Origin of the sequence: Streptomyces sp. NPDC007991 (assembly GCF_042958445.1) — a bacterium.
Classification (GTDB): Bacteria; Actinomycetota; Actinomycetes; order Streptomycetales; family Streptomycetaceae; genus Streptomyces.
This window is the reverse complement of record NZ_JBIBJD010000001.1, coordinates 367445-386309: the sequence shown is the minus strand read 5'-3', so window position 1 is coordinate 386309 and position 18865 is coordinate 367445. Positions and strand designations below refer to the sequence as shown.

The window sequence follows — 18865 nt, the reverse complement described above, 5'->3', positions numbered from 1 at the left end:
GAGGCGGACGAGGACTTCGACCAGGACGACGTCTTCCCCAGCCTGGTGTCCTCACTGACCGGCAAGGACGGCGAGCTGGGCCCCGCACGACCGGACAAAGAAGGCCGGCTGGCTGTGGACCTGGGCTGGGGCATCCGGCAGGCGGCCGGCGCCTGGTACCGGCAGACGTACAGGGCGGTGACCGACTCCGCCGACCCCAAGAACCCGGGTCGGTCCCCGTCCCAGCAGATCTCCGCGGCCATCGCCGGCCGGCAGTCGGTGGACAAGGCCCTGGAGAACTCGCAGGACCTCGCACGGGCAGCGGCGGCGAAGTACCGGGGCGAGTGACCCGGTGTCATCCGTGCACGAGGCGAGGGCCGCGCCCCCGGTCACCCGGGAACGCGGCCCTCGGACTGCCCTGAACAGCCTTGCCGCTCCGCTTACTTGCGGATCAGGCTGCGCAGCACGTACTGCATGATGCCGCCGTTGCGGTAGTAGTCCGCCTCGCCGGGGGTGTCGATGCGGACGACCGCGTCGAACTCGACGCCCGTGTCGGTGGTGACCTTGACGGTGCGCGGGGTGGTGCCCTCGTTGAGTTCGGTGACGCCGGAGACGGAGAAGGTCTCCTCACCGGTCAGGCCGAGCGACTCGGCGGTCTGGCCCTCGGGGAACTGCAGCGGCAGGACGCCCATGCCGATGAGGTTCGAGCGGTGGATGCGCTCGTACGACTCGGCGATGACGGCCTTGACACCCAGGAGCGCGGTGCCCTTGGCGGCCCAGTCGCGGGACGAGCCGGAGCCGTACTCCTTGCCGGCCAGGACGACCAGCGGGATGCCGGCGGCCTGGTAGTTCTGCGAGGCGTCGTAGATGAAGGAGACCGGGCCGCCGTCCTGCGTGAAGTCACGCGTGTAGCCGCCCTCGGTGCCCGGCGCGATCTGGTTGCGCAGGCGGATGTTGGCGAACGTGCCGCGGATCATGACCTCGTGGTTGCCGCGGCGCGAGCCGTAGCTGTTGAAGTCGCGGCGCTCGACGCCGTGCTCCGTGAGGTACTTGCCGGCCGGGGTGTCGGCCTTGATGGCACCGGCCGGGGAGATGTGGTCGGTGGTGACCGAGTCGCCCAGCTTGGCCAGCACGCGCGCGCCGGAGATGTCGGAGACCGGGGTGGTCTCCATCGTCATGCCCTCGAAGTACGGGGGCTTGCGGACGTAGGTGGACTGCGGGTCCCACTCGAAGGTGTTGCCGGTGGGGATCGGCAGCGCCTGCCACTGGGCGTCGCCCGCGAAGACGTCCGAGTAGGACTTGGAGAACATGTCCTCGCCGATGGCGCTGGCGACGACCTCGTTCACCTCGGCCTCGGAGGGCCAGATGTCCGTCAGGAAGACCGGGTTGCCGTCCTGGTCGGTGCCCAGGGCGTCCCGGGTGATGTCCACCTTCATCGAGCCGGCGATCGCGTAGGCCACGACCAGCGGCGGGGACGCCAGGTAGTTCATCTTGACGTCCGGGTTGATCCGGCCCTCGAAGTTCCGGTTGCCGGAGAGGACCGAGGTGACCGCGAGGTCGTGGTCGTTGACGGCCTTGGAGACCTCCTCCGGCAGCGGGCCGGAGTTGCCGATGCAGGTGGTGCAGCCGTAGCCGACGAGGTTGAAGCCGACCTTGTCGAGGTACGGGGTCAGGCCCGCCTTCTCGAAGTAGTCGGTGACGACCTTGGAGCCCGGGGCGAGGGTGGTCTTGACCCACGGCTTGCGGGTCAGGCCCTTCTCCACCGCCTTCTTGGCCACCAGCGCGGCGGCGACCATGACGTACGGGTTGGAGGTGTTGGTGCAGGAGGTGATGGCCGCGACCGTCACCGCGCCGTGGTCCAGCTCGTACTTCGTGCCGTCGGGGGCGGTGACGGTGACCGGGTTCGACGGGACGGCGGCACCGGTGCCGTCGGCGTGCTGCGGCGCGCCGGCGCCGTTCTCCTGCTGGCCGTAGGCCGGGGCGTCGGAGGCCGGGAAGGACTCGTCGCTCGCCTCGTCGACCGGGGAGGCCGCCAGGGCCTGCTGCGCGACGGGCGCCTCGACGTAGTTGAGGACGTCCTTGGCGAACTGCTGGGCGGCCTCGGCGAGGACGATGCGGTCCTGCGGGCGCTTCGGGCCGGCGATGGAGGGCACGACCGTCGACAGGTCGAGCTCCAGCTTCTCGGAGAAGTCGGGCTCGGCGGCCGGGTCCAGCCAGAGGCCCTGCTCCTTGGCGTACGCCTCGACGAGGGCGAGCTGCTGCTCGGAACGGCCTGTGAGCTTGAGGTACTTGATCGTCTCGTCGTCGATCGGGAAGATCGCGGCGGTCGAGCCGAACTCCGGCGACATGTTGCCGATGGTGGCGCGGTTGGCCAGGGAGGTGGCGGCGACGCCCTCGCCGTAGAACTCGACGAACTTGCCGACGACACCGTGCCCCCGGAGCATCTCGGTGATGGTCAGCACGAGGTCGGTGGCGGTGGTGCCGGGCGTGAGCTCACCGGTGAGCTTGAAGCCGACGACGCGCGGGATGAGCATGGAGACCGGCTGGCCGAGCATGGCGGCCTCGGCCTCGATGCCGCCGACGCCCCAGCCGAGGACGCCCAGGCCGTTGACCATGGTGGTGTGCGAGTCGGTGCCGACGAGGGTGTCGGGGTACGCCTGGCCGCCCCGCACCATGACCGTGCGCGCCAGGTGTTCGATGTTCACCTGGTGGACGATGCCGGTGCCGGGGGGTACGACCTTGAACTCGTCGAAGGCGGTCTGGCCCCAGCGCAGGAACTGGTAGCGCTCCTTGTTGCGGCCGTACTCCAGCTCGACGTTCTGTGCGAAGGCCTCGTTCGTGCCGAACTTGTCGGCGATGACGGAGTGGTCGATGACCAGCTCGGCCGGCGCCAGCGGGTTGATCTTCGCCGGGTCGCCGCCCAGCTCCTTCACGGCCTCACGCATGGTCGCGAGGTCCACGACACAGGGCACGCCGGTGAAGTCCTGCATGATCACGCGGGCCGGCGTGAACTGGATCTCCTGCGACGGCTGGGCCTGCGAGTCCCAGCCGCCGAGGGCGCGGATGTGGTCGGCGGTGATGTTCGCGCCGTCCTCGGTGCGGAGGAGGTTCTCCAGCAGCACCTTCAGGCTGTAAGGGAGGCGCGCGGCGCCCTCGACCTTGTCCAGCCGGAAGATCTCGTACGACTCGTCGCCCACCTGCAGCGTGCTGCGGGCGTCGAAGCTGTTCGCCGACACGACAGTCTCCTTCATTGATGTGCGCGTACCACCACGATCCTGCCGCCACGGCATCTCGGCCGATCCGCTAAGGTAAGGCTAAGTTAGGCACGCCTTACCGGGCTGGCGGCTGCGGTGCTCTCCGACAGATATCTCGATGTCGAGATAACTCTAGTACACCGGGGCCGGTAGGTCATGCCCCGGCGTCCGTCATGCGGTCATGCACCCCCCTCTCCGGGGTATCCGAACCAGGTGTCCACACCGCAAACGGAGAGGAGTCAGGCATGCCGCTCACGTTCCGCAAGAGTTTCCGGATCCTTCCGGGGGTGCGCCTGAACATCAACAAGCGCTCCTGGTCCCTCACGACCGGCGGCGGAAAGAACGGCCCGCGCTACACCCGCAGCAGTACGGGACGTCGTACGACATCCATGGACCTACCCGGACCTTTCGGGTGGCGGCGTACACGCACCGCCCGTCGACACTGAGGCCACCGGGGAGGGTTGACGTCCCGTCACCCGAACGGACCCCCCGACGGGCGCCATCTCATATCTGAGATAACCTCAACCGCATGGCAGACGATTACCTCGTACGCATCGGCAAGCTCATCCGTGACGCCCGGCAGCACCGTGGCTGGACCCAGTCGCAGCTGGCGGAGGCCCTGGGCACCAGCCAGAGCGCCGTGAACCGGATCGAGCGCGGCAACCAGAACATCAGCCTTGAGATGATCGCGCGCATCGGGGAGGCCCTCGACAGCGAGATCGTGTCGCTCGGCTACGCCGGTCCGATGCACCTGCGGGTGGTCGGCGGCCGTCGGCTGTCCGGCGCCATCGACGTGAAGACGAGCAAGAACGCGTGCGTCGCGCTGCTGTGCGCCTCACTGCTCAACCGGGGGCGCACGGTGCTGCGCCGCGTCGCCCGCATCGAGGAGGTGTACCGCCTCCTGGAGGTGCTGGGCTCGATCGGCGTCCGCACCCGGTGGATCAACGACGGTGTCGACCTGGAGATCGTGCCGCCGGCGGAGCTGGACCTGGCGGCGATCGACGCCGACGCGGCCCGCCGCACCCGCTCGATCATCATGTTCCTCGGTCCGCTGCTGCACCGCATGGACACCTTCAAGCTGCCCTACGCCGGCGGCTGCGACCTCGGTACGCGCACCGTCGAGCCGCACATGATCGCACTGCGCCGGTTCGGGCTGGACATCGCCGCCACCGAGGGCCAGTACCACGCGATGGTCGACCGCTCGGTCCGCCCCGACCGCCCCATCGTACTGACCGAGCGCGGCGACACGGTGACCGAGAACGCGCTGCTCGCCGCCGCGCGGCACGACGGCACCACCGTCATCCGCAACGCCTCCTCCAACTACATGGTCCAGGACCTGTGCTTCTTCCTGGAGGCCCTCGGCGTCAAGGTCGACGGCATCGGCACCACCACGCTCACCGTGCACGGCGTGCCGACCATCGACGCCGATGTGGACTACTCCCCCTCCGAGGACCCGGTCGAGGCGATGAGCCTGGTCGCGGCGGCCGTGGTCACCGAGTCGGAGCTGACGGTGCGCCGCGTGCCGATCGAGTTCCTGGAGATCGAGCTGGCAGTCCTGGAGGAGATGGGCCTGGACCACGACCGCACGCCCGAGTACTTCGCCGACAACGGCCGCACCCGGCTGGTGGACCTCACCGTCCGGCCCTCCAAGCTGGAGGCGCCGATCGACAAGATCCACCCCATGCCGTTCCCCGGCCTGAACATCGACAACGTCCCGTTCTTCGCGGCCATCGCGGCGGTCGCCCAGGGCAAGACCCTCATCCACGACTGGGTCTACGACAACCGCGCGATCTACCTGACGGACCTGAACCGCCTCGGCGGCCGGCTCCAGCTCCTCGACCCGCACCGCGTCCTGGTCGAGGGCCCGACCCGCTGGCGCGCGGCCGAGATGATGTGCCCGCCGGCCCTGCGCCCCGCGGTGGTCGTCCTGCTGGCGATGATGGCGGCGGAGGGCACGTCGGTACTGCGCAACGTGTATGTCATCAACCGGGGTTACGAGGACCTGGCCGAGCGGCTGAACTCGATCGGCGCGCAGATCGAGACCTTCCGGGATATCTGACGCAGCGGAAACCTGAGCGAAAGATTTCGGCCACGGGGATTCCGAACGTGCGTTTTTCGTCCGTGTGGCCGAATTTGTAAAGCCCTTTTGCAAAAGGAAGGGAAAACAAATTCTAAGTACATTCAACTGGCTAAAAAGAGATCGTTGTACGGGCCCTTGAAGGCGCAACCTGACTCTCGTCAGCAGACGGGTGCGCGCTTGAGGGGAGTCCATGGGCGTGGGACGTGCCAGGGCAAAGTGGGAACGGATCGCTTCGGACGCGGCCGAACGGCTGTTCGCTGCGGGGCAGTTGCTCCAGCGGGCGCCGACCACGCCGGAGGGACGGGCGGTCTTCCGCACGGATCAGCAGGTCAATGACCAGCCGTACCGGGAACGGTGGGCGCACGACAAGGTGGTGCGCTCCACCCACGGAGTGAACTGCACGGGTTCGTGTTCATGGCAGGTGTACGTCAAGGACGGCCTGATCACCTGGGAGACCCAGGCGACCGATTACCCCTCGGCGGGCCCGGACCGTCCCGACTACGAACCGCGGGGCTGCCCGCGCGGCGCCTCCTTCTCCTGGTACACGTACTCGCCGACACGGGTGCGCTACCCGCACGCACGCGGTGTGCTGGTGGAGATGTTCCGCGAGGCCAAGCGCCGTGCGGACGGAGACCCGGTCGCGGCGTGGGCGGAGATCACCGGTGATCCGGACAAGCGGCGCCGCTACCAGTCGGCACGCGGCAAGGGCGGCCTGGTGCGCATCGGCTGGGACGAGGCGCTGGAGATCGCCGCCGCCGCGCACGTGCACACGCTGCGGGAGTACGGCCCGGACCGGATCGCCGGCTTCTCCCCGATCCCGGCGATGTCGATGGCCTCGCACGCGGTCGGTGCCCGCTTCCACGCCCTGATCGGCGCGCCGATGCTGTCGTTCTACGACTGGTACGCGGATCTGCCGGTCGCCTCGCCGCAGGTGTTCGGTGACCAGACCGACGTGCCCGAGTCGGGCGACTGGTGGGACGCGGCGTATCTGATGCTGTGGGGCTCCAACGTCCCGGTCACCCGCACCCCGGACGCCCACTGGATGGCCGAGGCCCGCTACCGGGGCCAGAAGGTCGTGGTGGTCTCCCCGGACTACGCGGACGCCACGAAGTTCGCCGACGAGTGGCTGCACCCCCACCCGGGCACCGACGGGGCGCTCGCCATGGCCATGGGGCACGTCATCCTGCGCGAGTGCTTCGTCGACCGGCAGGTCCCGTACTTCACCGACTACGTCAAGCGCTTCACCGACCTGCCGTTCCTCGTCGCCCTGGACGAGCGGGGGACGGACACGCACACACCCGGGGCGTTCGTGACGGCCCGGGACCTGGACCTGGCCAGGGACGCCGAGGCGGCGGCACGGCGCTGGATGCCGGTGCTCTACGACACGGTGTCGGACCAGCCGGTCGTGCCCAACGGCACCATGGGCGACCGCTGGGGCAAGTCGAGCGAGGGCCGCTGGAACCTGAATCTCGGCGACACCGAGCCGCTGCTGAGCTTCCACGGCCGCCCCGGGGCGGTGCCGGCCGGCATCGAACTGCCGCGCTTCGACGAGCGGGGAGAGACGGTACGGCGCACGGTGCCGGCGCTGCGGCTGGGCGACCGCCTGGTCACGACCGTCTTCGACCTGATGCTGGCCCAGTACGGCGTGGCCCGCGACGGCCGGCCCGTGCCGTACGAGGACGCGGCCACGCCGGGTACCCCCGCCTGGCAGGAGGCGATCACCTCGGTGCCCGCGAGGGCGGTGGTGCGTGCGGCGCGGGAGTTCGCACGGACCGCCGAGCAGACCAAGGGCCGCTGCATGATCGTGATGGGGGCCGGCACCAACCACTGGTTCCACTCCGACACGATCTACCGGTCCTTCCTGTCGCTGCTGCTGCTCACGGGCTGCCAGGGCGTCAACGGCGGCGGCTGGGCGCACTACGTGGGGCAGGAGAAGGTGCGGCCGTACGCGGGCTGGCAGCAGATGGCCACGGCCTCCGACTGGGTGCGCCCCTCGCGCCAGATGGCGGGCACGCCGTACTGGTATCTGCACACGGACCAGTGGCGCTACGAGGGGTTCACCACCGACGCGCTGACCTCGCCGACCGCACCCGGCGCCCTCACCGGCCTGCACACGGCCGACCTCGTCGCACGGTCCGCCCGGCAGGGGTGGATGCCGTCCTGCCCCACCTTCGGCGCCAACCCCCTGGAGCTCGGGCGCCGCGTCCATGAGGAGGGCGTCGACCCGGCGCGGTGGGTGGCCCGCGAGCGGGACGCCGGCCGGCTCTCCTACGCCTGTGAGGACCCCGACGATCCGGCCAACTGGCCGCGGGTGCTCACCGTGTGGCGGGCCAACCTGATCGGTTCCTCGGCCAAGGGCAACGAGTTCTTCCTGCGGCACCTGCTGGGCGCCTCCGACAACGCCACCGCCGAACAGGCCCCGCCCGAACTCAGGCCCCGGGACGTGACCTGGCGGGACGAGGCCCCCCGCGGCAAGCTCGACCTGCTGCTGGCGCTGGACTTCCGCATGACGTCCACGACGCTCTTCGCCGACCTGGTGCTGCCCGCGGCCACCTGGTACGAGAAGCACGACCTGTCCAGCACGGACATGCACCCCTACGTGCACGCCTTCTCCCCGGCGATCAGCCCTCCGTGGCAGGCGCGCACGGACTTCGAGATCTTCCACGGACTGGCCGCCGAGGTCAGCCGGCTGGCCGCGGGACGCCTGGACGTGGCCCACGACCTGGTGGCCACCGCACTGCAGCACGACACCCCCGGAGAGGCCCCGCCCGACGGGCCCACCGGCCCCCAGTTCACCGTCGTCGAACGGGACTACACCGCCATCGGCGACAAGATCGCCGCACTGGGCCCGCTGGCCGAGGAAGAGGGCATGACGGTGAAGGGCGTGACCGTTCAGCCCGCGCAGGAAGCCGGCTGGCTCGCCGCGCGGTGCGGTACGGCGGCCCGCGGCCCGGCGCGCGGACGGCCCCTGCTCGACACGGACGTCAAGCTGTGCGAGGCGATCCTGGCCCTGTCGGGCACGACCAACGGCAGGCTGGCCGCCGAGGGCTTCGAGCGGCTCGCCGAGCGCTGCGGCGCCGACACCGGCCTCGCCGAGCTGGCCTCGTCGGTGGCCGAGCGGCGCGTGCTGTTCTCCGACACGCAGGCCCGTCCGGTGCAGGTCGGGGCGAGCTTCGAGTGGTCGGGCAAGGAGGCCCCGGACCGCCGCTACTCACCGTTCACGATCAACACCGAGCACTTCAAGCCCTGGCACACGCTCACCGGGCGCCAGCACTTCTACCTCGACCATCCCTGGATCGCCGAGTACGGCGAACAACTCCCGGTCTACCGGCCGCCACTGGACCTGAACGTCCTCGGCGAGCAGCCGCGCGGCACCGGCGGCGAAGGGCGTTCGGTGACCGTGCGCTACCTGACCCCCCACTCGAAATGGTCGATCCACTCCGAGTACCAGGAGAACCTGCTGATGCAGACCCTGGCCCGCGGCGGCCCGGTCATCTGGATCAGCGTGGACGACGCCGCCGCGATCGGCGTGGCCGACAACGACTGGATCGAGGCGGTCAACCGCAACGGCGTCGTCGTGGCCCGCGCGGTCGTCTCCCACCGAATGCCGCCGGGCACCGTGTTCATGTACCACGTCCAGGAACGCCTGGTGAACGTCCCCAAGTCCGAGGCCACCGGCCGGCGCGGCGGCGTCCACAACGCCCTCACCCGGCTCCTGATCAAGCCGACCCATCTCATCGGCGGCTACGCGCAGTTGTCCTTCGCCCCCAACTACTACGGCCCCACCGGCAACCAGCGCGACGCCGTCACCGTCATCCGCCGCCGCTCCCAGGATGTCGACTACTGATGAAGATCATGGCCCAGGTGGCGATGGTGATGAACCTCGACAAGTGCATCGGCTGCCACACCTGCTCGGTCACCTGCAAACAGACCTGGACCAACCGGTCGGGCACCGAGTACGTGTGGTTCAACAACGTCGAGACGCGCCCCGGCCAGGGCTATCCCCGAGGCTACGAGGACCAGGAGCGATGGCAGGGCGGCTGGCGGCTCAAACACGGCCGCCTGGTGCCGCGCAGCGGCGGCCGGGCCCGGCGCCTGGCCCGCCTGTTCGCCAACCCCGAGCTGCCCTCGCTCGACGACTACTACGAGCCGTGGACCTACGACTACGACAACCTGATCAGCGCGCCGCTCGGCGACGACGTCCCCACCGCCCCGCCCCGCTCCCTGATCGACGGCCACCCCACCCAGGTGACCTGGGGCCCCAACTGGGACGACGACCTCGGCGGCGGTCCCGAGCACCTCGCGGGCGACCCCGTACTGAAGAAGATGAACGATCAGGTGCGGCTGGAGTACGAGCAGGCGTTCATGTTCTACCTGCCGCGCATCTGCGAGCACTGCCTCAACCCGTCCTGTGTCGCCGTGTGTCCCTCCGGCGCGCTGTACAAGCGGATCGAGGACGGCATCGTCCTCGTCGACCAGGACCGCTGCCGCGGCTGGCGCATGTGCGTGACCGGCTGCCCGTACAAGAAGGTGTACTTCAACCACTCCACCGGCAAGGCCGAGAAGTGCACCCTCTGCTACCCGCGCATCGAGGCCGGGCAGCCCACCGTGTGCTCCGAGACCTGCGTGGGCCGCCTGCGCTATCTCGGCGTGATCCTCTACGACGCCGACAAGGTGGGCGAGGCCGCCGCCACCGCCGACGAGAAGGACCTGTACGAGGCGCAGTTGGGCTGCTTCCTCGACCCCGACGACCCCGCGGTGCGGCGGGCCGCCGAGGAGGCGGGCATCCCGCACGACTGGATCACCGCCGCCCGGCGCTCGCCCGTGCACGCCCTCATCAGCCGGTACAAGGTGGCGCTGCCGCTGCACCCCGAGTACCGCACGATGCCCATGGTCTGGTACGTCCCGCCGCTGTCGCCGGTCGTGGAGTCCCTGACCGCCACCGGCCACGACGGGGAGGACCCCGCGAAACTGTTCGCGGCGATCGACTCCCTGCGCATCCCCCTGGAATACCTCGCCGGGCTGTTCACCGCGGGCGACGTGGCCCCCGTGGAGGCGGCGCTGTGCCGGCTCGCGGCGATGCGCTCCCACATGCGGCGCGTCAACCTCGGCGAGGAGCAGGACCCGGCCATCGCCCGCGCGGTCGGCATGGACGCGGAGGGCATGGAGGCCATGTACCGGCTGCTCGCCCTCGCCAAGTACGACGAGCGCTACGTCATCCCCACCAGCTACACCGGCACCGTCCCCGCGGACGACCTCGACTCCGGGTGCAGTCTCGACGGCGACGGCGGCCCGGGCATGTACTCCGCCGACACCTTCCACGCAACGCCCGCCCCCGGCCCGGAACCCGAGCACGCGGGGGTGTCGCTGCGCGGCCGCGTCAACCTCCTGAACTGGGACGGACGCGGACGCCCCGACGGCCTCTTCCCGCGCGGAGAGGGGAACCAGGCGTGAGCACCGCACTGATCCACCAGGCGGCCTCGCTGCTCCTGCTCCACCCCGGCCGGGACTGGCCCCACCGTCTGAGCCTGGTCACGGACGCCCTGGACGGCGTGCCACGCGCGCAGGCCGAGCCGCTGACACGGTTCTGCGCGACCGTCGCCGGGGTCCCCGCCCTGGAGTTGTCGGCCCGCTACGTGACCACGTTCGACCGCAGCCGGCGGCGCACCCTGCACCTGACCTACTACACGGACGGTGACACCCGCCGCCGCGGCCAGTCGCTGCTGGAGTGGCGCGAGCTGTACCGCGCGCACGGCTGGCAGCCGCCCGCCGACGAACTGCCCGACTTCCTGCCGCTGGCCCTGGAGTTCGCCGCCCGCTGCCCCGAGCCCGGCCGCAAGGCCTTGCAGGACCACCGCGCGGCACTGGAACTCCTCCGCCTCGCGCTGCACGAGCACCGCAGCCCCTACGCCGACGTCCTGGAAGCGGTCTGCGGCACCCTGCCCGGCGCTTCCCCCGCCGATCGCGCCGCCGCCCTGCGCCTGGCCCGCTCCGGCCCGCCCACCGAGTCCGTCGGCCTGCCGCCCTTCCCCGGGCGCCCGACGGTCGCGCACGTCGAGGAGACCTCCCGGTGAACCATCTCCACACCGCCCTGTGGGGCGTACTGCCCTATCTCGTCGTCACCGTCCTGGTCGCCGGCACCGCCTGGCGTTACCGCTACGACCGGTTCGGCTTCACCACCCGCTCCAGCCAGCTGCACGAACACCGCCTGCTGAGCATCGGCGGCCCGCTGTTCCACTACGGGCTGCTGTTCGTGGCGGCCGGGCACGTCATCGGCCTGCTCGTCCCCGAGTCGTTCACCGAACGCGTCCACGTGCACGAGCGGCTGTACCACGCCAACGCCCTGATCGTCGGCGGCACCGCGGGCCTCGCCACCCTCGCGGGCCTGGCGATCCTCCTCCACCGGCGGCTGCGCGTACCCGCCGTCCGCGCCGCGACCAGCCGCAGTGACCGCGCCGTCTACCCGGTCCTGGTCTGCGTCCTGCTGGCGGGGCTCACCGCCACGGCCACCACCCTCCGACCGCACCCCTACGACTACCGGCTCGGCGTCTCGCTGTGGTTCCGCTCCCTGTTCACCCTCGACCCGAACGTGCCCGCCATGGCCCACGCGCCGCTCGCCTACCAGGTCCACGCCCTGCTCGCCATGGCCCTGTTCGCGCTGTGGCCCTTCAGCCGCCTCGTCCACGCCTTCACCGCACCCCTCGGCTATCTGGCCCGCCCCTATGTCGTCTACCGCTCCCGCGGCACACGGCACGCCCGGCCCGCGCACCGTCCGGGTCAGCAGCCGGCACCGCCCGCCGCCGTACGCCGGTGACGCGGCCGGCGCTCCTCGACCGGTGCCGACGGCTGCCCCCGGCCTGCTTCGCTCCCGTGATGGCCACCGGCGCCGTCTCCCGTGCCCTGGCGCAGTCCGGCGCCCGTGCGATGTCCGCCCTGCTGCTCGGCATCGCGGTGGCCGCCTACGTCACGCTGCTGGCCGGCGCCGTCCTCAAGGCCCTCCGCCACCGGGACGTCCTCGGGGGCGAACTCCGTGACCCGGCCCGTCTCTTCGGCCATTTCACGTTCGTCGCCGCCAGCGGGGTCCTCGCCACCCGCCTCGCCCACGGGCCCACCCGGGGCGCCGCCTGCGCCCTGCTCTGCGTCGCGGCGGTGGTGTGGACGGCCCTGGCCACCGCGGCCGTCGCCGTCGCGCGCTCGGGTGGGCGCACCGTGCTGCGGTACGCCGACGGCACCTGGTTCCTGGCCACCGTCGGCCTGCAGGCCCTCGTCCTCACCGTCGTCGGCCTCCACCCCGGTCGCGCCGTCCTCACGGCCGCCCTCGCGCTGTGGGCGACCGGGGTCCTGCTGTACGCGGTCACCCTCACCTCGGTCGTCCTCAGGCTGCTGCGTGATCCGCCCGGGGCGGCGCACCTGGCGCCCACCTACTGGATCACCATGGGTGCCGCCGCCATCAGCACCCTCGCGGGCGCCCAGCTGATCCCATCCGAACGGCTCCTACCGGGCCCGGTCCGAGTCCCTCTCGACACCGCGGTCACCGTCCTGTGGTCCTGGGCCACGATGCTGATCGTCCCGCTGCTGGCCGCAGGGGTGTGGCGGCACCGGTACCACCGCGTTCCCCTCGCTTACGACCTCACCCTCTGGTGCATCGTCTTCCCTCTGGGCATGTACACCACAGCCACCGCCCAACTCGCCACCGTACGAGGAACGACCGCCCTGACGGCCATGGAGCGCCCGCTCGTGTGCGTCGCCGCGGCGGCATGGCTGGCGGTCGGCGCGCGCTTCCTGACAGCCCCTTACGGACCCGCTCGACCTCGTTCTTCTTGGCGTAGCCCGACCGCGTGACGGGCGGCGCCGAAATCGGCGGCACAGCGTGCCGGTCGGTCCCGCCCTCGGCGCCGGGTGCTTTCGTCTGAGGCTGCGTCGCCCGAAACCCGCGGGCGTGCCGTCCGAAACGCCCAGGGAGAGATCGTGGTGGCAGCGAAAGCCGGAAACCGCCGGACGACGTCCGCGCAGCTTCTCAAGGGCCAGAAGGCGCTGGTGACCGGAGCCAACTCGGGTATCGGCCTGGCGACCGCCCTCGCCCTGGGCCGGGCCGGTGCGGACGTCGTGGTGAACTACGTCGTCGGTGCGGACGAGGCGGAGAACGTCGTGAGGGAGATCGAGGGCTTCGGGGTCCGCGCGTACGCCCATGAGGCCGACGTGTCCGACGAGGACCAGGTGACCGCCATGGCCGGCCGGATGGTCGAGGAGTTCGGCACCATCGACATCATGGTGGCCAACGCGGGCCTCCAGCGGGACGCGGCCGTGACGGAGATGTCGCTCGCCCAGTGGCAGAAGGTCATCGACGTCAATCTGACCGGCCAGTTCCTGTGCGCGCGGGAGGCCGCCAAGGAGTTCATGCGGCGGGGCGTGGTGGAGGAGGTGTCCCGTTCGGCGGGGAAGATCATCTGCATGAGCTCGGTCCACCAGATCGTCCCCTGGTCGGGCCATGTGAACTACGCCACCTCCAAGGGCGGCGTGGGCATGCTGATGCAGACCCTCGCCCAGGAGCTGGCGCCCCACCGCATCCGGGTCAACGCCGTCGCGCCCGGCGCCATCCGCACGCCGATCAACCGCGACGCCTGGTCCACCCCCGAGGCCGAAACCGAGCTGCTGCGCCTGATCCCGTACCGCCGCGTGGGCGACCCGGACGACATCGCCAACGCCGTCGTCGCCCTGGCGTCCGACCTGCTCGACTACGTCGTCGGCACCACCCTCTATGTCGACGGCGGCATGACACTGTTTCCCGGCTTCGCCACCGGGGGCTGATCTTCGGGGCCGCTGGGGGATGTCACGTGAGGAACGTGCCCGAGGATCTGACCGGACTGTCCCGCCAGGGGCATGTGTGGATCGGCGAGAGAGGGATAGTCCGGCGCTGTGGACGTGCTTCTGGTGACCTTCGGGCACAGCACCGCGGGCCGGGACCGGATCACCGAACTGCTGCGTCACGCCGGCGTCACCGCCGTCGTCGACGTGCGGACCGCTCCCGGCAGCCGCCGCGACCCCGATCTGTCGCGGCGGCGGCTCGCCGACTGGATGCCGGGCCGCGGCATCGCCTACCGGTGGGAACCCGCCCTCGGCGGGTTCCGCACACCTCCCCCGGACAGCCCGGACATCGTCTGGCGCAACGCCTCCTTCCGCGGCTACGCCGCCCACACCCGCGCCCCCGAGTTCGTCGCCGCGATGGACCGGGTGCTGGCCGACGCCGCGCACGTCCGCACCGCCGTGATGTGCAGCGAGGCGGTCTGGTGGCGCTGCCACCGCCGGCTGATCGCCGACTTCGCGGTACTCGCCCGCGGCGTACCGGTCGACCACCTCATGCCCGACGGGCGTCTCAGCGCCCACGCGCCGACGCCCGGCGCACGGCTGCGCGACGACGGGCTCGTCGTGTACGACGGTCGCGGCTGAGCCCGTCAGAGCAGCTTGTTGACCGCCGTGACGGTGGTGGCCTTGAAGTCGGACACCTGGGCGTGCTGGAAGGTGCCCATCTGGCCCCACCGGACGACCGTCACGGTCGTGCCGTCGCGGCCGACCGAGAACAGGTTGATGTCGGAGGAACCCCACGCCGAAGCGGTGTGGACGCCGTAGACGTAGGCGCCCTCCTCGACGTCCAGCCGGCCGTAGTTCTTCTGCGTCGCCGTGATGTCGGGGTCCTGCTCCATCAGCTTCTTCGCGCAGCCGGCGAGGTCCTTGCGCAGCAGCGCCGCGAAGTCCTTGGCCCGCTGCTCACTGCGCTCCTGGACCGTGATCTGCTGGGCGTTGGTGTCGTAGTCGGTCCAGTACGAGCGGTACGAGGCGGTGGACGGCAGGGCCTCGCCCACGCAGGCCGGCAGCGGGTCCGGCTGACCGGCGGTGACCGGACCGGCGTACCAGGGGGAGGTCGGGTGCGGCGGCAGTTCGGCCGGCTCCAGGAACCGGGGTGTGTCGGAACCCGGTGCGGTGGCGGCGGCCGGGAGGGCTGCCGCGGTGACACCGCCCACGGCCGCGAGCGCGGCCAGCGCCACGACGGTGGTACGGATGCCCCGGGTACGGACGCGCACGGTCTCCCCCATCATTTCCCCCGCTTTTTCCTCCATGTTCTCCCCCACGTTTTCCGCCATGTGCGCCCGCATGATTTCCCCCATGATTTCCCCCATCGAATTCCCCACGGTCTCCCGCGGGGTTCCCAGTCGAATGCCCGGGCTTTTGCCCTTGCACCCCGTACGACCCGCCACCCCACGGATACGTTGCCCTGCACGCCCGCTACGGGTTCGTCCCGAATGTCACCGGCGCGTCACAGGGGGACGCACGTGCGTGCGTGCGGCCGATGGAGGCTCTGGGGAGACTGTGAGTAACGTCCCCTGTACGCAGTAGGTTCGCTCTACGCGCGCGTGGGTGGCGGCGCGCTTCTGGGCCGATGCGAGGGGGAGAACAACGTGCGTCCCGGAGACGAGTTCGCCGGCCGCTATGTCCTCAAGGAGGTCATCGGCGCCGGGCGCGGCGGCGACGTGTGGCTGGCCCACGACACGGTGGTGGGGCAGGACGTCGCACTGAAGCCGGAGCGGGTCGAGGGCGACCGCGAGACCGCGGTGCGGCGGCTGCTGGGCGAGCCGCGCGCCCTGGCCAAGTTCCGTGATCATCCCCATGTCGTGACGCTGTTCGACGTCGTCACGGTGCCCTCGCACGGGGACGCGGACGGGGACACCGACGGGGAGGCGGGCGAGACGTACTGGTTCGTCATGGAGTACGTGCCCGGCGGCGGCCTCGACCGGCAGCCGCCCATGAGCCCCGAGCGCGTGGCCCGGATCGGGGCCCAGCTCGCCGACGCGCTCGCCGCGTTGCACGAGGCGGGCATCGTGCACTGCGACCTCAAGCCAGCCAACGTCGGCCTCACCCGGCACGGTGCCGCCAAGCTGCTGGACTTCGGTGCCGCCTACCGGGCCGGCGGCAGCGAGACGATCACGGCCAACGGCCCCTACAGCTTCACCCCGGACTACGCCGCCCCCGAACTGGCCCGGGGAAACGTCCCCCGGCCCGCCTCCGACGTGTTCTGCCTGGCCGCCACACTGCACGCCCTGGTCACCGGATCCCCGCCGCGCGGCGGGGAGGCGGCGGCGGACGGTGACGGTGCGGGGGCCGCCGGGGAGGACCAGGACCGTCTGACGTACTGGAAGGCCGAGCAGGGCGTCGTCGAGATGGACGCGGATGCGGTGGGCCCGCTCCACCCCGTGCTCGGCGCCATGCTGCGGCGCGACCCACGGCAGCGCCCGGATGCGGCCGAGGCCGGGCGGCTGCTGGCGGCCGTGGCGGAACGGCGGACTCCGGACCCGGACGGCCGGTCCGACCCGCCCGGCGGCGGGCGCCCGCGGCGGCGACGCCGTGCCCTGCTCGTGGCGGCCCTCGGCGTCGGCGCCGCGATCGTCCTGGGTCTCGTCGCCTTCCCATGGGGCGGCGACGAGCGGGGTGACGGCCGGAACGGCACCCGTGGGTCCGCCGGGAGACAGCTGCCGAAGGACCCCTCGAACGGCGGGACGAGGGCCCTGATCGGTGATCCGCGCACCGCCGACGTGTGCGCCCTGGCCGACGCCGACGCGCTCGACCGGTTCGGGGAGAGCGAAGTCGACCTCGACTACGGCAACTTCGACCGCTGCGACGTGCTCGTCCACCCGGACGACAGGTCCCGTATCGACGTGTCGGTCCAACTGCGCCGGGGCTCGCCGCCCGAGGCGTCGGACCCCGTCAGGACCATCGGGGGCATCGCCGTACGGGAGGCGCCGCCGAAGGAGGGCGAGTGCGGGCTGCTGCTGTCCCGGGACGACGACGCGGCCGGGGGCAGCGACAGCACCGGCCGCGACCGGGGCAGCACCGGCGGCGGCATGTTCGTGGGGGTCCGTGTCGACGTGGGGCACGGCACGGTGGCCGGCGGCGCCGCGGCGCTGTGCGCGGTCGCCGACACCGCCGCCCGCAGCGCGGCCGAGGTCCTGAACCGCGGCCCGCTCCCCCGCCGTTCCCCGCCCTACCCGGCCGCCTCGCTGGCCTGGCGGAGCGCCTGCGCGCTGCTCGACGCCGAGGCACTGTCCGTCGTCCCCCGCATCGAGGCCGACGTGCCGGAGGCCGGTGTCGCGGACTGGGACTGCGAGTGGTCCAGCGACGTCGACGACCTGGAGGCGGAGATCGCGTTCTTCCGTGACCAGCCCAAGTCCGCGCGGGACGGCCGCATTGTCCGGCTCGCCGGCTACGACGCCGTCGTCGAGCCGGAGGGCAACGGCGAGGGCACCTGCACGGTGTTCGTCCCGTACCGCGAGTACGGCGGCCGGGACGCCGAGACGGCCGTCGAGATGCTGCGGCTGCATGTCGGCGGGCAGCGGTCCAGCGGCGAACTGTGCCATCTGGCCACGGAACTCGCCGCCTCCGCGGCCGCGAAACTGCGCACGCGCTGAGTCCCGGAGCCACGGGGAGGGGTCCCGGGCGGGTCGGCGCAGGCTGACGGGTACGTCCGGCGGGACCCGCCCGCGCCGGGACCACACCGTGTCCACTTCGTACGAGTCGCAGGGACGAGTCGCAGGACGAGTCGCACGCCCACGCACCGAGGAGACCAGCGATGTCCTTCTCCGCCAGCCTCGCGCGCGGTGTCGCGCCCACCACGCCCGGAACCCTGCACGCGCGCACGGTCACCGGCGACCTGAGTGCCCCGCCGCGTCCGGGGCTGACCGTCCGCTTCGGGCGGGGCGAGCGGCCGCACGTGGATCTGGAGGTCGGCGTGGACGACCTGCGGGTGAGCCGCCGGCACGGGGAACTGACGTATCTGCGGGGGCAGTGGTGGCTGCGCAACACCGGGCGGCAGTTGGTGCGGCTGCCGCGCGGCCGGATGATGCACACCACCACCGAGCCGGTCCCCCTCGCCACCGGCTACACCCCGCTGTTCGTCAAGGGCTCCGGCTACCGCGAGCACCTGATCGAGCTGTACGTGGCCGACCACGACGACCAGGGGCCGGTGTCGCGCCGCCGGGCCGAGACCCTGCGGCCCAAGACCTGGGCGCTCGACGACGACGAACGGCTGCTGCTGGTCGTCCTCGGCCAGCGGTACCTGCTGTACGAGGAGGAGCCGCGGCCCCTGACGTACTCCATGGCCGCCCGTCAGCTCGTCCATCTGCGTCCGGCCGGCAACTGGACGGAACGCAGGATCGAGCACCGAATCGAGGCGGTACGCCACCGTCTGCACGGCACCGGCTTCAAGTACCCGCTGGTGCACGACAAGACGCAGGAGCGGCGGCCCTACGACAACACGCTGCTGCACAACCTGCTCAAGGGCCTGGTCGAGTCGACGACACTGGTGCCGCCGGACCTCAACCTGATGGACGACACCCCCGGGACTCAGGGACTCCAGGACAGGTAGCCCGTCGTAGGGGGAGACGTCGACCACGAACGGCCCCGACGCACCGGACAGGGCGTAAAGCGACCGAAGAATGGATATGGGCTATACGGCGAAACGCAGGGAGTGTCGGACGTGCCCGGATGCAGGGCGCAGCCGCTA

Annotated in this window: 14 protein-coding genes; 12 read left to right on the top strand and 2 right to left on the bottom strand. The window is 71.3% G+C overall.

The annotated features are described in order from the left end of the window. Positions 1–45 precede the first annotated feature (45 nt). The gene (locus ACFZDA_RS01620) at positions 46–327 is read left to right on the top strand and encodes a hypothetical protein (protein ID WP_391073236.1); all 282 of its coding nucleotides are present in this window, start codon (positions 46–48) and stop codon (positions 325–327) included. A 92-nt stretch (positions 328–419) separates the two neighbouring features. Here ACFZDA_RS01620 and ACFZDA_RS01615 read toward each other — a convergent pair whose 3' ends face one another. After that, entirely contained in the window at positions 420–3215 is a 2796-nt protein-coding gene (locus ACFZDA_RS01615) for an aconitate hydratase AcnA (protein ID WP_391073233.1), read from the bottom strand. Positions 3216–3478: 263 nt separating this feature from the next. Between ACFZDA_RS01615 and ACFZDA_RS01610 the strand changes: the two genes are divergently transcribed. The 9 genes from ACFZDA_RS01610 to ACFZDA_RS01570 all read left to right on the top strand — a co-directional run bounded on the left by ACFZDA_RS01610 (position 3479) and on the right by ACFZDA_RS01570 (position 14760). Then, positions 3479–3679, top strand: coding sequence for a DUF4236 domain-containing protein (locus ACFZDA_RS01610; protein WP_391073230.1), 201 nt, complete (start codon positions 3479–3481; stop codon positions 3677–3679). Between the two features lie 83 nt (positions 3680–3762). Further along, positions 3763–5292 (top strand): UDP-N-acetylglucosamine 1-carboxyvinyltransferase, encoded by a 1530-nt coding sequence (locus ACFZDA_RS01605; RefSeq protein ID WP_391073227.1) that lies wholly within the window; start codon positions 3763–3765, stop codon positions 5290–5292. A gap of 211 nt (positions 5293–5503) precedes the next feature. Continuing rightward, positions 5504–9160, top strand: a complete 3657-nt coding sequence (locus tag ACFZDA_RS01600) for a nitrate reductase subunit alpha (RefSeq protein ID WP_391073225.1) — start codon at positions 5504–5506, stop codon at positions 9158–9160. Next, positions 9160–10767 carry a nitrate reductase subunit beta gene (gene narH / locus ACFZDA_RS01595; RefSeq protein WP_391073222.1) on the top strand — a complete coding sequence of 536 codons (1608 nt, stop codon included), beginning with the start codon at positions 9160–9162 and terminating at the stop codon, positions 10765–10767. Before ACFZDA_RS01600 ends, narH begins: the two co-directional genes overlap by 1 nt. Continuing rightward, positions 10764–11387: a nitrate reductase molybdenum cofactor assembly chaperone gene (narJ, locus tag ACFZDA_RS01590; protein ID WP_391073219.1), complete on the top strand. Its 624-nt coding sequence runs from the start codon at positions 10764–10766 to the stop codon at positions 11385–11387. The genes narH and narJ overlap by 4 nt, the downstream gene beginning before the upstream one ends. Beyond that, a complete protein-coding gene (narI, locus tag ACFZDA_RS01585; RefSeq protein WP_391073216.1) occupies positions 11384–12127 on the top strand; it encodes a respiratory nitrate reductase subunit gamma in 744 nt (247 codons plus the stop codon). The genes narJ and narI overlap by 4 nt, the downstream gene beginning before the upstream one ends. Beyond that, the gene (locus ACFZDA_RS01580; RefSeq protein ID WP_391073213.1) at positions 12124–13155 is read left to right on the top strand and encodes a tellurite resistance/C4-dicarboxylate transporter family protein; all 1032 of its coding nucleotides are present in this window, start codon (positions 12124–12126) and stop codon (positions 13153–13155) included. The genes narI and ACFZDA_RS01580 overlap by 4 nt, the downstream gene beginning before the upstream one ends. A 126-nt stretch (positions 13156–13281) precedes the next feature. Then, positions 13282–14121: a glucose 1-dehydrogenase gene (locus ACFZDA_RS01575; protein ID WP_391073210.1), complete on the top strand. Its 840-nt coding sequence runs from the start codon at positions 13282–13284 to the stop codon at positions 14119–14121. Positions 14122–14229: 108 nt separating this feature from the next. Further along, the gene (locus ACFZDA_RS01570; RefSeq protein ID WP_391073208.1) at positions 14230–14760 is read left to right on the top strand and encodes a DUF488 family protein; all 531 of its coding nucleotides are present in this window, start codon (positions 14230–14232) and stop codon (positions 14758–14760) included. Positions 14761–14765: 5 nt separating this feature from the next. Here ACFZDA_RS01570 and ACFZDA_RS01565 read toward each other — a convergent pair whose 3' ends face one another. After that, on the bottom strand, positions 14766–15404 hold the full coding sequence (locus ACFZDA_RS01565) for a hypothetical protein (RefSeq protein ID WP_391074543.1): 639 nt from the start codon (positions 15402–15404) through the stop codon (positions 14766–14768). A 363-nt stretch (positions 15405–15767) separates the two neighbouring features. Between ACFZDA_RS01565 and ACFZDA_RS01560 the strand changes: the two genes are divergently transcribed. Together ACFZDA_RS01560 and ACFZDA_RS01555 are read left to right on the top strand one after the other, a co-directional pair. Then, a complete protein-coding gene (locus ACFZDA_RS01560) occupies positions 15768–17771 on the top strand; it encodes a protein kinase (protein WP_391073205.1) in 2004 nt (667 codons plus the stop codon). A gap of 161 nt (positions 17772–17932) precedes the next feature. Next, positions 17933–18727, top strand: a complete 795-nt coding sequence (locus ACFZDA_RS01555; protein WP_391073202.1) for an FHA domain-containing protein — start codon at positions 17933–17935, stop codon at positions 18725–18727. The last annotated feature ends 138 nt before the right edge of the window (positions 18728–18865 follow it).

Bases quoted from the DNA above. Each gene is read 5' to 3' on its own strand.
- ACFZDA_RS01610 (WP_391073230.1), top strand. From the start codon at position 3,479: ATGCCGCTCACGTTCCGCAAGAGTTTCCGGATCCTTCCGGGGGTGCGC.
- narH (WP_391073222.1), top strand. From the start codon at position 9,160: ATGAAGATCATGGCCCAGGTGGCGATGGTGATGAACCTCGACAAGTGC.
- ACFZDA_RS01555 (WP_391073202.1), top strand. From the start codon at position 17,933: ATGTCCTTCTCCGCCAGCCTCGCGCGCGGTGTCGCGCCCACCACGCCC.
- ACFZDA_RS01600 (WP_391073225.1), top strand. From the start codon at position 5,504: ATGGGCGTGGGACGTGCCAGGGCAAAGTGGGAACGGATCGCTTCGGAC.
- ACFZDA_RS01605 (WP_391073227.1), top strand. From the start codon at position 3,763: ATGGCAGACGATTACCTCGTACGCATCGGCAAGCTCATCCGTGACGCC.
- ACFZDA_RS01565 (WP_391074543.1), bottom strand. From the start codon at position 15,404: ATGGGGGAGACCGTGCGCGTCCGTACCCGGGGCATCCGTACCACCGTC.